The organism is Streptomyces sp. ICC4 (genome assembly GCF_003287915.1).
GTDB lineage: Bacteria > Actinomycetota > Actinomycetes > Streptomycetales > Streptomycetaceae > Streptomyces > Streptomyces tritrimontium.
On sequence record NZ_CP030286.1, the window covers coordinates 6,557,414 to 6,571,067 of the forward strand.

At 69.7% G+C, this 13,654-nt stretch carries 12 protein-coding genes; 3 read left to right on the top strand and 9 right to left on the bottom strand.

The window, feature by feature from the left end; genetic code table 11:
• Positions 1–377 precede the first annotated feature (377 nt).
• Positions 378–959: a dihydrofolate reductase family protein gene (locus DRB89_RS30635; protein ID WP_112453689.1), complete on the bottom strand. Its 582-nt coding sequence runs from the start codon at positions 957–959 to the stop codon at positions 378–380.
• 891 nt (positions 960–1,850) lie between these two features.
• Between DRB89_RS30635 and DRB89_RS30645 the strand changes: the two genes are divergently transcribed.
• The gene (locus DRB89_RS30645; RefSeq protein ID WP_162688793.1) at positions 1,851–2,243 is read left to right on the top strand and encodes a hypothetical protein; all 393 of its coding nucleotides are present in this window, start codon (positions 1,851–1,853) and stop codon (positions 2,241–2,243) included.
• 242 nt (positions 2,244–2,485) lie between these two features.
• The gene (locus DRB89_RS30650; protein WP_112450459.1) at positions 2,486–3,088 is read left to right on the top strand and encodes a hypothetical protein; all 603 of its coding nucleotides are present in this window, start codon (positions 2,486–2,488) and stop codon (positions 3,086–3,088) included.
• A 248-nt stretch (positions 3,089–3,336) separates the two neighbouring features.
• On the opposite strand, the gene DRB89_RS30655 is transcribed toward DRB89_RS30650, so the two are convergent.
• The 3 genes from DRB89_RS30655 to DRB89_RS30665 are packed head-to-tail and all read right to left on the bottom strand — an operon-like array spanning position 3,337 to position 8,088.
• Entirely contained in the window at positions 3,337–4,506 is a 1,170-nt protein-coding gene (locus tag DRB89_RS30655; protein ID WP_112450460.1) for a hypothetical protein, read from the bottom strand.
• Positions 4,503–7,664, bottom strand: coding sequence for a DUF87 domain-containing protein (locus DRB89_RS30660; protein WP_112463497.1), 3,162 nt, complete (start codon positions 7,662–7,664; stop codon positions 4,503–4,505). Before DRB89_RS30660 ends, DRB89_RS30655 begins: the two co-directional genes overlap by 4 nt.
• Positions 7,665–7,695: 31 nt before the next feature.
• On the bottom strand, positions 7,696–8,088 hold the full coding sequence (locus DRB89_RS30665) for a hypothetical protein (RefSeq protein WP_162688794.1): 393 nt from the start codon (positions 8,086–8,088) through the stop codon (positions 7,696–7,698).
• A gap of 930 nt (positions 8,089–9,018) precedes the next feature.
• On the opposite strand from DRB89_RS30665, the gene trpS reads away from it, so the two are divergent.
• A complete protein-coding gene (gene trpS / locus DRB89_RS30675; protein ID WP_112452469.1) occupies positions 9,019–10,017 on the top strand; it encodes a tryptophan--tRNA ligase in 999 nt (332 codons plus the stop codon).
• A gap of 65 nt (positions 10,018–10,082) precedes the next feature.
• Here trpS and proC read toward each other — a convergent pair whose 3' ends face one another.
• The 5 genes from proC to DRB89_RS30700 form a co-directional block, all read right to left on the bottom strand.
• Entirely contained in the window at positions 10,083–10,892 is an 810-nt protein-coding gene (gene proC, locus DRB89_RS30680) for a pyrroline-5-carboxylate reductase (RefSeq protein ID WP_112452470.1), read from the bottom strand.
• Positions 10,893–11,005: 113 nt separating this feature from the next.
• Positions 11,006–11,743 carry an ABC transporter permease gene (locus DRB89_RS30685; protein WP_112452471.1) on the bottom strand — a complete coding sequence of 246 codons (738 nt, stop codon included), beginning with the start codon at positions 11,741–11,743 and terminating at the stop codon, positions 11,006–11,008.
• Positions 11,740–12,588, bottom strand: coding sequence for an ABC transporter ATP-binding protein (locus tag DRB89_RS30690; RefSeq protein ID WP_112452472.1), 849 nt, complete (start codon positions 12,586–12,588; stop codon positions 11,740–11,742). The genes DRB89_RS30685 and DRB89_RS30690 overlap by 4 nt, the downstream gene beginning before the upstream one ends.
• A gap of 54 nt (positions 12,589–12,642) precedes the next feature.
• Entirely contained in the window at positions 12,643–13,119 is a 477-nt protein-coding gene (locus DRB89_RS30695; RefSeq protein WP_112454251.1) for a hypothetical protein, read from the bottom strand.
• Positions 13,120–13,344: 225 nt separating this feature from the next.
• Positions 13,345–13,647, bottom strand: a complete 303-nt coding sequence (locus DRB89_RS30700) for an SH3 domain-containing protein (protein WP_112452473.1) — start codon at positions 13,645–13,647, stop codon at positions 13,345–13,347.
• Positions 13,648–13,654 lie beyond the last annotated feature (7 nt).

Sequence of the window (13,654 nt, forward strand, 5' to 3'; positions counted from 1 at the left end):
GCCTGGTCCGGGGCATGGCACGGCATGGCACACCCCCGTTCGCAGCGCCGCCGCGATCACGTTGGGGTGACTCTAGGGGCAGGCTCGGACAATGCTTCCGGCAGCACCACGGGGAGGGCGGATCACGCGTGTGAGGGTTCGTCCCGGCAGAATGTCTCGAGCAGAAGATCGAGCCGCCGGAGGTCGCCTGTGAGACGACTCTCGGCGTGGTGATGAAACCGGCAACCAGTGATCTTGAGTTGAACTTGCCACAGGTGAGGCGCTGGGGCGGATCGGCGTCGGCTGCCCGACCAGGGACAGCGATGCGCAACCGCAGCCGGAGGCCCGATCCTGTGTCACCGTTCGCAGTGGACTTCTTCGCGTACCCGCTCAGATCGTCAACGGCGCACCCGATAGCGCAGGTGAAGCACCCGGTTGCCCTGGATCACCACGTCGGGATCCTCCAACAGGTGCTGCGCGTGGACCGACCCGAAGTAGCGCTTGCCGGACCCGAACACGACGGGTACGACGTCCATGCGCACCTCGTCGATCAGGCCCGCGGCAAGCACCTGGCCACCGACGTCGCCAGCGGCGACCTCGACCAGGCGGTCACCCGCGAGCTCCTGCGCCTTGGCCATGGCTGCCTCGACGCCGTCGACGAAGTGAAACGGCGCCTCGGGGTCCCAGCCCTCGGGCTCCGGCCGGTGTGACACGACGACCACGTGGTCGATCCCGCCCGGAGGTTTCCCGTCCCAGCCGCCCGTCAGGTCGAAGACGTGGCGGCCGACGATCGTGACTCCGATCTGGTCCCAGTACGGCCGGGTGTAGTCGTAGGACGTCTGCGACACCTTCAGCGCGCCGCTCTCGTCCAACGGGACGTCACCGCTGGACAACCAGTCGAACAGCGGTCCGGGCTGGTCGTTCTCGTCCGCGACGAAGCCGTCCACCGACACCGAGCTGTACATGACCACCTTGCCCACGGGGCTCTCCTCTGCTTTGGGGTGCCCAAAATTAGCGTGCCGTGAGCTGCCGCTCTCGTAAGAAATCAATCGGCCGGCCGCAATGACGCTGCTCGTATGGCGGACCAGCCCCAGGCCAGCGGTCTCGCCAAGCCGTCGCATCAGCTCCTCCTCCAGCAGCGTCAGGATCTCGTGCGGTCCGTCCACCGCGGCGGCCTCCGCGGCGCCGAACAGAGCACCGTCGTCCTCGCCCCGGTCCTCGACTTCGTCACCGGGGTCGGCGCTCTTGGCTATCAGCGCCAGCAGCCGCGGGATCGTCTCGGCCGGGATCCGGGAAGAGATCCGGGCGGTCTGCGCCTGCTCGGCCTGCCGCAGCGCCGCCCCGATGATCCGGCGGATCCGGTCCGCGCCGGCAGTTTTGCTGGTCAGTAGCGGCGCTGGTCCATTCTTTGTGGGGCTCACGGAAAGTGATGTCAGTGGGGTGTGATGGTATGGCCGGACTCTGCTGTTGACCTGCCGGGGAGGCCACGGCGATGCCCGCAAATCCGTCTCTGACCCGCGCCCTGGCCGAGGCTTTGGTCAGTGTCCTGTGGTTCGTCGAGGGCAGCGAAGACGAACAGATGGACCGGACGATGCCGTGAAGGTGCTGGAGGGTGTCGCCCATCTGTTCAGCCAACTGTCGCCTGATCAGCGACCCGACGGGATTTCCTGGAAGGGTTCCCTGAAGGATTTGGAGTGGTGACGGATGGGACGGGTGCAGCCGTTCTGGTTCTCTGCCACCGCGACGCAGGACCGGAACGACTCCCGGACGGGTGCCTGTCACAGGATGACGGGGGAATCCTCCGGATATGAGTGACGCATGCGCATGGTGCGGGTCGGCGATCACGACCGAGTTCCCTCGTCTGGAGAGACATGAGTTTTGACATCTTCGTAATGCGGTTCGACAAGGGCGAGACGACTCCGCTGGACATGGCCGTCGCCCACGAGGTCCTCGACCCCTACGCGGTGGCGCGGGACCCCGAGACGGACGTCCTGTGGGTGAGGACGGCAGAGGGCGAGGAGGCGGACGTCTACCTCCAGCCCCCTGACGGCATCACCTTCAACCGCTTCGGCGGCGGCGGGATCATGGACCTCCTCGCCGACCTGCTGCGACGCCTCGACGCCGTCCTCGTCGTTCCGGGCGGGCCGGTCGTGCTGACGCGAGACGAGGCCCGGCACCAGCTGCCGGAGGCCATGGTGGACCACTGCCCGGTGGTCGTCGCCCGCACCGGCGCGGAGATCGACCGTGCGATCAGGACCGCCTGAACGGGCCGTCTGATCGGGCCGCATACGAGGGGTCCTCCCCGGTGCGAGAAGCACCGGGGAGGCCCCCTTTCCTTGCGTGCGTGTCAGCCCTGGGCTGACCTGGACTTCCATCCATCTCAAAGGCTCCGGTCCACTTCTTGCGGCTCATGACAGAGCGTCACGACTTTCGGTGAGTGAACAGCATGGAGCGTGACGTGAACGGGTGCCATGATCGTGCCTTGGCGCATGTCGGGGGAGGGTGAGTGGAGCACTACACAGCCGATCAGCTTCGGGTGATGGTGTTCGAGGAGCACGTGCGGGCCCGTCCGGCCATGTACTTCCGTGTTGAGCGGGATAGCCCCGAGCTACCCACTGAGGTGCTTCAGCGGGTGGTCTGGGACGCGCTGCACCGCCGTGACGGTATGCATGGGCAGATCAGTGTGGAGATCACATCTGACCTCAGCTTCACGGTGGAGGACGATCAACTTCGCAGCGTCGACGAGGAGCAAAGGCTCCTTCCCGGGTTCTGTGAATCGCTGCTCGACAAGGATCGATGGGCTCCTGCAGCGGCAGCCGCGCTCAGCGTCCGCACGGTCATTGAGGTCTGGCTGGACGGCCGTGGTCACCACCAGGAGCTGGCTGGGGTGGCTCCCGTCGGCGTGTGGGAGGAGTGCCCCGTGCGGAGGCCGTACGGAACCAGGACGACGTTCCACCTCGATCCCTCGTACTTCGGCCCGGGCGAGGCCATCGCCTGGGCACTGCGGCCAGAGGAACTGCACGGAGAGGGATGCGAGGCGCACCTCTCACTCGCGACGTTCCCGATTCGCGATCTGCGCTCAGGAGACGACGGCTCAGCGGGCGAGTAGGACCCGTTTCCGTAGCAGATCGTCGGGCGGAGCTGGTCGGCCCACGGTGGGTGCCCGCGGAGGGCCGGATCGGGACGGGGACCGGGGCGCGCCACATCCGTCACCGGCCCGGCGGTCACGGCGGCTCGATTGCCACCATTGCCACACAGGATTCGGCGCGGAGGGGGGCTCAGTGTGAGCCTCCGCCGGGGGGTGCGGCTCGGTCGCCTTGCTGGTGTCCGGGTGGAGATGACGGTCCCGGTCCTCCTTCACCGGGACCTCGGGGGGACCTCCGTGTGGGAGGTGGATGTGACGTCGCCGTGGCGGTCCTTGCTCGTGATGTCCCTGGTCTTGGATCCGTCGGGCCTGTCGTGTTCCGTCACGGTGCTGGACCGAGTGACATGGCCACCGGCGTCCCTGGCCGTGTTTTCCATGGTCCTGCCGTCCTGGGTGGGCGTGGTCGTCCGCTCGACGCTTCCCTTGACGTGATCGTGTGCGTCCCTGCGGACCGTTGTCTCGTGGTGCCATCCGTCGTTGAGATCCGTCGTCGTCTTCGTCTCGCTGCTGGTCTTGTGCCCGTTGTGGATGTTGGTTTCCGTGCGCGTCTCGGTCCGGCCGTCGTTCGTCGCGTGCGATTCGACGTGCTCCTTGCCGGTGACCTTTCCGTCGGCGCCTCTGGTCACCGTGTCTTCGGTGCGCTGTCCGTCGTTCGTCACCGTCGTCTTGGTCGTGTCGCTTCCGGTGACCTTGTCGTTCGCGTACCGCGTTTCGGTGCGGGTCTCGTGCCAGCCGTTCTTGTCCTGGTGGGATTCGGTGTGTTCGGTGCTGGTGACCTTGCCGTTGGCGTTCTCGCGCACCGTGTCCACGGTGCGCGTGCCGTCGGGTCTGGCCGTCGTCGTGGTCGTCTCCGTGCCCGTCAGCTTCCCGTCCTTGAAGTCCTTTTCGGTGCGGGTATCGGTCCAGGATCCGTCCGACAGCCGCTCGGCCACGTCGTGCTCCGTGCTGGTGATCTTGCCGTCGGCGTCCTTGTTCACCGAGTCCGTCGTGACCGTCCCCCGGCTCACATCCGTCGACTGGGTCGTCGTGGTCGAACCGGTCAACTTTCCGTCGGCGTCGAAGTGATCCGTCGCGGTGATGACCGTACCGTCCTGCTTCTGGGTGGTGGTCGTCTTGTCCGTGCCACCGTCCCCGGTCTTCGTCTCACTCTTCGAGCTGTAATCCCCTGCTCCGTTGTAGCCGGAGGAGGACGATTCGCTGCTGGTGCCGTGCTTGCCCGCGTCCGAGCTGGAGGAGCCCTGGGAGGAGTCGCCGGCCGTCATGCGGGTGTCGACGCCGCGCATGCTGTGGTCCTTGTCTTTGTCTTTGTCCTTGTCTTTGTCCTTGCTTTTGTCCTTGTCCTTGTTCTGGTCGTCCTTCGGCGACGACTTGTCCTTCGTCATGGCCCACGCTCCTCGGTGCGTTCGGCCAGGGCCAGCAGCTGCGTGAGCACCCGCCGGTCCCTCCCCGGGTGGGCCCACTTCTCGGCGGCGAGCATCTGCTGGGCGAAGCACAGGGCCGTGCGGTCGGCCGTCCCCCGCAACTGCTCCGTCAGGTCCGGTGGCGCGTCCTCCTCGGGCAACTCCACCAGCTGGTAGGCCGCGTCCCGGCAAAGGTCCCAGGTGGCGGCAGGGCGCCCTTCCGGTGAGGTCCGGTCCGCTTCGCGGGCCTCCCCCCACACTCCCGAGAAGCCTCCCTCCGCCACCAGCTCCGCCACCGGCAGGGCGCACAGGCAGGGCGCAGGCCTGCCTGCCCAGATACGGGCGCAGCCCTGGAAGGGTCCCGGCCCGCCGCCTTGGAGGGCGAGCAGCACGAGTCGCAGTCTGGCCACCTCGTCCGAGGTCGCCACGCCCGCCAGGTGTCCCGTCAGCGCCGCGTCGAGCAGTACCGCGACTTCCCTGACCTCGGCGTACGTCCACCCCGCTCGCGCGCCGCGAACGTCGGCGAGGTGCCATGCGCCGTGCCGGGCCAGACAACCGAGCAAGGCCTGACGGTCCAGGTCACGCGGTCGGCCCGGCTCGACCAGGGCCTCCACGTCCCGCCAGGCGCGTTGCAGACCGTTCTGGTTCAGGACGGCCGAGAGTGCCACCCGCCCCAGCGCCCGCACCACCGCCGGTACCAGCAGGACGGACCGCGCCGCCGCGCACGCGGGCGCCGAGGCCAGACAGCGGTGGTCGCAGGCCACCGAGGCCGACAGCAGCTCGGACTGCTCTCCGTGGGCGGGGTGCGAGGCCATGTGTTCGCGCACCTCCGGGTGCGACGGCCAGGTCCCCGAACCGCCCTTGGACCGTGGCACCTGGATCAGCAGCGGGGCGTCCTCACCGTCGGTGAAGACCGCTGCGCGACCGATGGGCAGGGTGGCCAGGGCCAGGCTCTGCGCCGGCGTCATCGCCATGCTCGCGCCGAGCAGGTCCCGGTCGTCGCCGGCGACGATCCGGTGCACCACCTTGAGGTTGGTGTTCTTCAGGACGTCGGACGCGAGCTTGGTCGGGACCTGATCGACGACCACGACGCCCTGCCCGTACGCACGGATCTCGGACAGCATGTGGGTGAAGGTCTCCACGGCCTTGCCCCGCGCGTCCGACTCGGCCTCCTCGCCCCGCCTGCCGCCTGCCGAGGCCCCGGCGAGGAGCCGGTGCGCCTCCTCGACCACCAGCAGGTGCCGCAGTCCCTCGGCGTCACCCTGGATGCGGCGGTGTTCGGCGAGGCGGATGAGCAGCAGGCCCATCATGAAGGCCTTGTCGTCGTCGTCCCCCATGCCTTCCAGCTCCAGGACGGTGGGCCGGGCGAGGAGCTCGTCCATCGACAAGGGGCGTCCGGAGTCGAGCATCCGGCCCTTTCCTCCGGTCCGCAGACTGTTCAGGCGGGTCCGCAGTGCCGCCCGCAGGTCGCTGGTGACCCGCTCCTCGTAGCCGAGGCGGGGGACCAGTTCCTCCACCTTGCGCACGAGGTCGGTGAGGGTGGGGAAGGCGAGGGAGCGGTCTCCGTCGGCGGCCAGCCGCCGGTTGGTTCCGGCGGTGATGTCCCAGCCCCGGTCGGCGTACACCTCGTGGAGGGACGCCTCCAGCACCTGGGGCAGCGGGGTCCACATGCCGAAGCTCACCTGGAAGACCGAGCGGAGCAGGGCCAGGTGCACCGCCACGGGAACCCCTTCGGGGACTTCGAAGGGGTTCAGGCGCAGCGGCGAGACGGTTTCGTTGCCGAGGGTGAACACCTGGAGCCGGCTGCCCAGTTCCTCGTCCCGGAGCAGCACCCGGTACTCCGTCTTGGCGGGTTCGAGGACCAGGAAGGGGACGTCGTGCCGGGCGGCGAGGCGCAGCAGGTGGAAGACCGTGTTGGTCTTGCCGGAGCCGGTGACGCCGGTGACGAAGGCGTGACGGGTCAGCTGTGCGGCACGGATGCCGTACGGGACGGCGGTGACGCGCCGTCGTTCCACCACGGATCCGAGGAGCAGCGAGTCGGCGCTCACGGGCGGGGGCACGGTGTCGAAGTCGGGTACCTCCGTGATCGCGAACCCGTTGGTCTCCACGGTCGGCAGGTGCACGTAGGCCGCGAGCTGCGCGGAGCTGAGCAGCGACTGGTGCTGGAAGGGGTGCCGGTACCGGCTCGATGCCGTGTCGGCCGACGGGTCCGGGTCCGGCAGCGCCCAGGAGCGGGTGAGCGCGGGCACCTCTTCCCGGTCCCAGACCCGCACCGGCTCGGGCAAGGAGCGCTCGCCGGAGAACAACCCCCGCCACAGGCTGGCGACCTGCGGGTAGCTCTCCTCGTCGCCCAGGAGGTACACGGCGGTGCGCCAGGCTCCGGTGCCCTGGGCGTCACCGAGGCTCTTCAGCTGGGCGGTGAGCAGATCGACGTAGTGGTCGGCGAGGGGGCTCGGTGCCCCGCCCAGTTTGGCGGCGGTCTGGGCCCTGCGCATCTGGTTGATGACCTGCAGTTTGAGGTTGCGCACCACCGCCTCGCCCACGGGCTGGGCGAGTACCAGCGCCGACCAGCGGGCCTGCCCGAGTGCGCGCAGGAGCCGATCGACCTGGCGGACGCCGTCGTTCTCGTCCGGGGGTTTGGCGGTCGGGACGCCGAGCGCGAGACCGCCGCGCGCCCACGGGCCGGCGGCTGTTGCCGGCTCGTGGGCATCGTCGCTGCCGGGGCCTCCGTCGGTCAGGTCGAGGACGGGGTACAGGGTGCGCAACGCGCTCTCCAGGACACGGCGGTTGCGCGCGACGACCGCCGGGGCGCCCCCGGCGGGCAGCCAGGTCCCGAAGCGGATGCGGGCGCGGCCGGACTCCGCGCCGATCTCGAACGCGAGGGGGACCTTGCACTGGTAGAGGCTGACCAGCAGGTCCCGGGTGGGGGGTGCGGCAGCGGAACCGTCGATGCCGCTCACTTGTGGGTCGGGGCGTACGGCCGCGCCCTTGTGCAGCCGTCCGATGCCGTTGACGCGCATGAGGTCGCGCAGGTCCGCGGGTGCCTCGGTGAACCGGGCTCCGGGGCCGGGTCGCGGAGGCTCGAAATCCGCGCGCTGGAGGTGGTCAAGGTCCTCGGCGGTGAGTTCTTCGATCCCCATGGTCGATGCCCCTGGATGTCTCCGAGCGCGGTCAGGTGGGAAAGTCCGACGGCGGCCAGTCCGGCGGCGGCCCCGTGGGTGCGGTGATGAGCTGGAAGGCGATGTAGGCGATCCACAGCACGATGGCGGCGAAGAAGACACCGGCGATGACGAGGAGGACCTTCGGGATTCCCTTGGCGGTGACGACCGCGCCGGTCGTCTCGTTCTCGACGCGCTTGACGCGGAAGGTTCCGGCCTTCATCGTGCCGTGGGCACGCACCCAGTCGCCTTCGCCGAGTCCGCCCTCGAAGGAGATGCCGCGCATCTCGACCGGGACGAGCGTCACCCGCTGTCCCGCGGCGTCGTAGCGCTCCAGGCGGAAGGTCCACACCGACTCGTATTCCGATTGCCCGCGCTGCTCGGTACGCGCTTGGAGATTGCGCACCTGTCCCTCGACCTGTCTCTTACACACACTTGACGCCGCCGACGATTTCCTCTGTTTAAACCCCGGTGGTCTGCGCACCATACACAAAAAAAAAGTGGACTACGATTCAGCATTTACCACTGACCCCAGCTCATGCTCAGGCAGAACCGCGACCTCACAGGTCTTTTTCAAAGGAACCTCATCCACCGAAATGGACGGGGTATCAACTTTTTGGCGTTGATTTTTGGCACGCTGTTGAGTTCTCAAGGAACGGACGCTTCCTTTGTACTCACCCTCAGTAATGTTTACTGGGGCTTTCCTCCGGGCGCTTCCTTCGTTCTTGCGTTTCCGACTCTATCAGAGTCAGTCTCGCTTGTTTTCCGCCTTCCGGTTCTTCGCTTTCGCGTTTCCCTTTCCGGCGAGTCCGACTCTATCAGATCCTTTCGGGCCTGACTCCCAGTCAGTGGGATTTGCCGTTCGGGCTGTTGGGCCCTTGCGGCGAGTGAGACAGTAGCGGATTCCCTGCCCCCGAACCTAATCGGCGGCTGCGTCCGTGGACGCGGATTCCTCATTCGCAAATACGCATGAAAACGAGACGACAAAGTGCATCGTTCGTTCGAAATGTGTAGTGCGGGATGGCTGTCCGGGGACCGACCGGGGTCGGCGCTCACTTCGGACAACTCGAAGAACCTTACGGATCGGGTACGGGTGTGTCAACCCCTGCTGTGGGGCCACCCTCCGCGCTACGCTCGTACCCATGACTACGCGTGCGCTCACGCTCGACCTTCGCTGGTGGGCCGCCTGACGGCGGCCGACCATCCACGCGAGCACGCATGCGCTCGACGGCCGCCTCCCGGGGCGGCCGTTTTCGTTTCTCCCTCCCGGGAGTGGCTCGGTCGCCCGACGCGGCGGCTTCGAGGACCACACCGGCACGAGCAGGGAGACAGGAACATGACGAGGATCTTCAGCGGGGTCAAGCCGACCGGGCACCTGACGCTGGGCAACTACCTGGGCGCCGTGCGGCAGTGGGTCGCCGCCGAGCAGAAGCCCGACGAGGCACTGTTCTGCGTGGTCGACCTGCACGCCCTGACCGTCGAGCACGATCCGGCGCGGGTGCGCCGGCTCAGTCGGCAGGCGGCGACGCTGCTCATCGCCGCCGGACTGACCCCCGACACGTGCACGCTGTTCGTGCAGAGCCATGTGGACGAGCACGCGCGGCTGGCCTACCTGCTGGAGTGCACCGCCTCCGACGGGGAGCTGCGCCGGATGGTGCAGTACAAGGAGAAGGCGGCGAAGGCGCAGGCCTCGGGGGAAGGCGTACGGCTGTCGCTGCTCACCTATCCCGTGCTGATGGCCGCCGACATCCTGGCCTACCGGACCGATGAGGTGCCGGTCGGTGAGGACCAGCGCCAGCACGTGGAGCTGACCCGGGATCTGGCCGTGCGGTTCAACCAGCGCTACGGGCACACCTTCACCGTGCCCAAGGCCACGCATCCCGTGGTGGCCGCGCGGGTCATGGACCTGCAGGAGCCCACCTCGAAGATGGGGAAGTCCGGGGACGCGGGCCCCGGGGTGGTGTTCATGCTCGACGAGCCCGAGGCCGTGCGGAAGAAGGTGATGCGGGCCGTCACCGACAGCGGGGACGGCGGGGTCGTCTACGACCGGGAGGCGCGGCCGGGGGTCGCGAACCTGCTGGACGTCCTCGCGGCGTGCACCGGGGGCGAGCCGGCCGTGCTCGCCGACGGGTACACCGGGTACGGGGCGCTCAAGCGGGACGTGGCCGACGCCGTGGTGGAGCTGCTGCGGCCGGTCCGTGCGCGGCACGCGGAGCTGGCGGCCGACCCGGGCGCGGTGGAGGCGGTGCTGCGCGCGGGCGCCGGGCGGGCCCGGGCGCTGGCGCGGCCCGTGGTCGACGAGGCGTACCGGGCCATCGGGCTGCTGGAGCCCTGAGGGCGCGGAGCCGCGCGCGCCGTGCCGGTACGGGGCCGCGCGCGCGGCCCCGTACCGGCACGGCGTCAGCTGTTGCCGGAGGCGAGCTCGCGGCTGCGGTCGCGGGCCGCTTCGAGGGCGGCGATCAGGGCGGCCCGTACGCCGTGCTTCTCGAGTTCCACGATGGCGTTGATGGTGGTGCCGGCCGGGGAGGTGACGGCCTCGCGGAGCTTGACCGGGTGCTCGCCGCTGTCGCGGAGCATCACGGCGGCGCCGATGGCGGCCTGGACGATGAGGTCGTGGGCCTGGGCGCGGGGCAGGCCCAGGAGGATGCCGGCGTCGGTCATGGCCTCGACGAGGAAGTAGAAGTAGGCCGGGCCCGAGCCGGAGAGGGCGGTCGCCGCGTCCTGCTGGGACTCGGGGACGCGCAGGGTCTTGCCGACGCCGCCGAAGATCTCCTCGGTGTGCAGGAGGTGCTCGGCGGTGGCGTGGCTGCCGGCCGAGATGACGGACATGGCCTCGTCGACGAGGGCGGGGGTGTTCGTCATGACGCGGACGACGGGGGTGCCGGGGGCGAGCCGTTCCTCGAAGAAGGAGGTCGGGACGCCGGCCGCGCCGCTGATGACCAGGCGGCCGGCGGGGACGTGCGGGGCGAGCTCTTCGAGGAGCTTGCCCATGTCCTGCGGCTTCACGGTGAGGATGAGGGTGTCGGCACGCTTGGCGGCCTCGGCGTTGGAGACGGCCTCGACGCCGTAGCGGGCGACGAGCTCGGCCGCGCGCTCGGGGCGGCGGGCGGTGACGAGGAGCTTCGAGGCGGGCCAGCCGCCGCGGATCATTCCGCTGAGCAGGGCCTCGCCGATCTTGCCGGTACCGAGGACTGCGACTGTCTGGGTCATGCCCGATTCACCTCGCCGAACTGTTGGTGCGTGTACGCGCGCCGCGTGTGCGGTGTCCGCGTGGTCATCCTCGCACCCGGGCGGGGAGCGGCGGCGCGGTGTCCGGACTGCGGTCAGGGGGTGCGGCGGCGGAGGGTGGCGGCGCCGAGGGTGAGGACGAGCAGGGCGCACCCGGCGACGATCACGGCGTCGCGGACGAAGTCGGCGGTCATGTCGGTGTGGGTGAGGACCTGGGTCATGCCGTCGACCGCGTAGGACATGGGCAGGACGTTGGAGATTCCTTCGAGGACCGGCTGCATGGTGTCGCGCGCCGCGAAGAGCCCGCACAGCAGGAGCTGGGGGAAGATCACGGCCGGCATGAACTGGACGGCCTGGAACTCGGACGCGGCGAAGGCGGAGACGAAGAGGCCGAGCGCGGTGCCGAGGAGCGCGTCGAGCAGGGCGACGAGCAGGAGCAGCCACGGGGAGCCGACGACGTCGAGGCCGAGGACCCAGAGGGCGACGCCGGTGGCGAGCAGGGACTGGACGACGGCCACGGCGCCGAAGGCGAGGGCGTAGCCGGCGATGAGGTCGCCCTTGCCGAGCGGCAAGGCGAGGAGGCGTTCGAGGGTGCCGGAGGTGCGCTCGCGCAGGGTGGCGATGGAGGTGACCAGGAACATCGTGATCAGCGGGAAGATGCCGAGGAGGCTGGCGCCGATGCCGTCGAAGGTCTGCGGGCTGCCGTCGAAGACGTAGCGGAGCAGGATCAGCATGAGTACGGGGACCAGCAGCATCAGGGCGATCGAGCGGGGGTCGTGGCGGAGCTGGCGCAGGACGCGGGCGGCGGTGGCGGCGGTGCGGGCCGTGCTCATCGGGTGCTCCCCTGGGTGGCTTCGGCGGCAGCGGAGCCGGAGGCGGCAGCGGCGGTGGCAGCGGCAGCGGCGTTGGCGTTGGCCGCGTCGACGAGGCGCAGGAAGCCCTCCTCGACGGTGTCGGCGTCGGTCCGGGCGCGCAGTGCGTCCGGAGTGTCCTGGGCGAGGATGCGGCCTTCGCGCATGAGGAGCAGGTCGTGGCAGCGCTCGGCTTCGTCCATGACGTGGGAGGAGACGAGGAGGGTGGCGCCGCGGGTGGCGGCGATGTCGTGGAAGAGGTTCCACAGGTCGCGGCGCAGGACGGGGTCGAGGCCGACGGTGGGTTCGTCGAGGACGAGGAGTTCGGGGCTGCCGAGGAGGGCGACGGCGAGGGAGACCCTGTTGCGCTGCCCGCCGGAGAGGTTGCCGGCGAGGGCGGTGGCGTGGCTGGCGAGGTCGACGTCGTCGATGGCGCGGGTGACGGTCTCGCGGCGGCGGTCCGCGGCGGCGCGGCCGGGGTCGAGGATGGCGGCGAAGTAGTCGAGGTTCTGGCGGACGGTGAGGTCGTCGTAGACGGAGGGTGCCTGGGTGACGTAGCCGATGCGGGAGCGGAGCTCGGGGTGGCCGGCGGGGCGGCCGAGGACTTCGAGGGTGCCGGTGACGTGGGCCTGGGTGCCGACGACGGCGCGCATGAGGGTGGACTTTCCGCAGCCGGAGGGGCCGAGGAGGCCGGTGATGCGGCCGCGGGGGACGTCGAAGGCGAGGGCGTCGAGGACGGTGCGGGGGTTGCGGCCGGTGCCGCGGCGGACGGTCAGGCCGTGGGCATGCACGGCTGGTGCGGTGGCGGCCGCCTCGTTATTCATCATGTGATGAATAATGCTCCCGGCGGTGCCGGGGCGCAAGCCTCGGGGAGCCGGCGCCTACTTCTTGCGCTTGGTGCGGCGGGCGGCCGGGTTGCCGGTACGGGAGCTGCGGCGGCGGGCGAACTCGGCCGTGGCGCGCTCGTACTCGGCGCGGGCCAGCTTCTCGCCGGGGGCCTCGACGAAGCAGCGCAGGAAGTAGGCGATGAGGCCGCCGATGAAGCCGATCGCCTTGAGGCCCTTGAGGGCCGCCTCGTCGGAGGAGGGAGCGGGGCGGCGGGAGAAGGACTCCCAGGCCTTGACGAAGGCGATGGAGCTCGCGATGGCGAAGAGGACGACGACGGAGATGCTGAGGAACGGGCCGACGTTGCCGATCTCCAGGCCCTCGTAGGAGAAGCGGAGCAGGAAGGCTCCGATGACCGCGGCGGCCAGCGCGCCCGCGGCGACACCGACGCGGCGCAGGCCGTAGCCGCCGTCGTGGTTCACCCAGGTGGTGCCGAAGAACCGGAGCGGCTCGGGTTCGGGGCCGGTGGTCACCGGTGCCTGGGCCTGGGCCTGGTCAGGGGCCTCGGCGGCCGGCTCGGCGGGGGTCTGGTCTCGCTGGTCGTCGCTCACACCAGCGATTATCCCCCGCCGGCCGGTCCGGGCCCGGGCTGTCTCACGGGTCAGACCGCGCGGATGGCCCGGATGGACCCCAGGCGCGGCGGGACCTCAGGCGCGTCGGGACCCCAGGCGCGGCGGGACGTCAGGCGCGGCGGGACGTCAGGCGCAGTGGTTGGCCACGTAGCCGTCGCTGCCGGTCTTGACGTAGGCGTCCGAGACGAAGAGGCCGTTGCCGATGCAGTCCCAGATGTCGGTGGTGCCGTACGGACCGCTGACGCGCTCGCCCGGCGTCTGGCAGCGGATGGTCACGCTCGCGCCGTAGGGCAGGACCTTCTCGACCGAGAAGTTCGTGCCCGGACCGCTGCGGACGTTCACCCGGTAGCCCGGGGCGACCGGGAACGTCTGATAGCCGGACCCCGCGGCCAGGGCGACGATGTGGCTCGATTCGTTCTCAACGGACATGACTCGG

Coding starts and splice junctions, on each gene's coding strand:
- DRB89_RS30685 (WP_112452471.1), bottom strand. CDS start 11,743: ATGAGCACGGCCCGCACCGCCGCCACCGCCGCCCGCGTCCTGCGCCAG.
- DRB89_RS30690 (WP_112452472.1), bottom strand. CDS start 12,588: ATGATGAATAACGAGGCGGCCGCCACCGCACCAGCCGTGCATGCCCAC.
- DRB89_RS30655 (WP_112450460.1), bottom strand. CDS start 4,506: ATGACGAAGGACAAGTCGTCGCCGAAGGACGACCAGAACAAGGACAAG.
- proC (WP_112452470.1), bottom strand. CDS start 10,892: ATGACCCAGACAGTCGCAGTCCTCGGTACCGGCAAGATCGGCGAGGCC.
- DRB89_RS30700 (WP_112452473.1), bottom strand. CDS start 13,647: ATGTCCGTTGAGAACGAATCGAGCCACATCGTCGCCCTGGCCGCGGGG.
- DRB89_RS30645 (WP_162688793.1), top strand. CDS start 1,851: ATGAGTTTTGACATCTTCGTAATGCGGTTCGACAAGGGCGAGACGACT.
- trpS (WP_112452469.1), top strand. CDS start 9,019: ATGACGAGGATCTTCAGCGGGGTCAAGCCGACCGGGCACCTGACGCTG.
- DRB89_RS30660 (WP_112463497.1), bottom strand. CDS start 7,664: ATGGGGATCGAAGAACTCACCGCCGAGGACCTTGACCACCTCCAGCGC.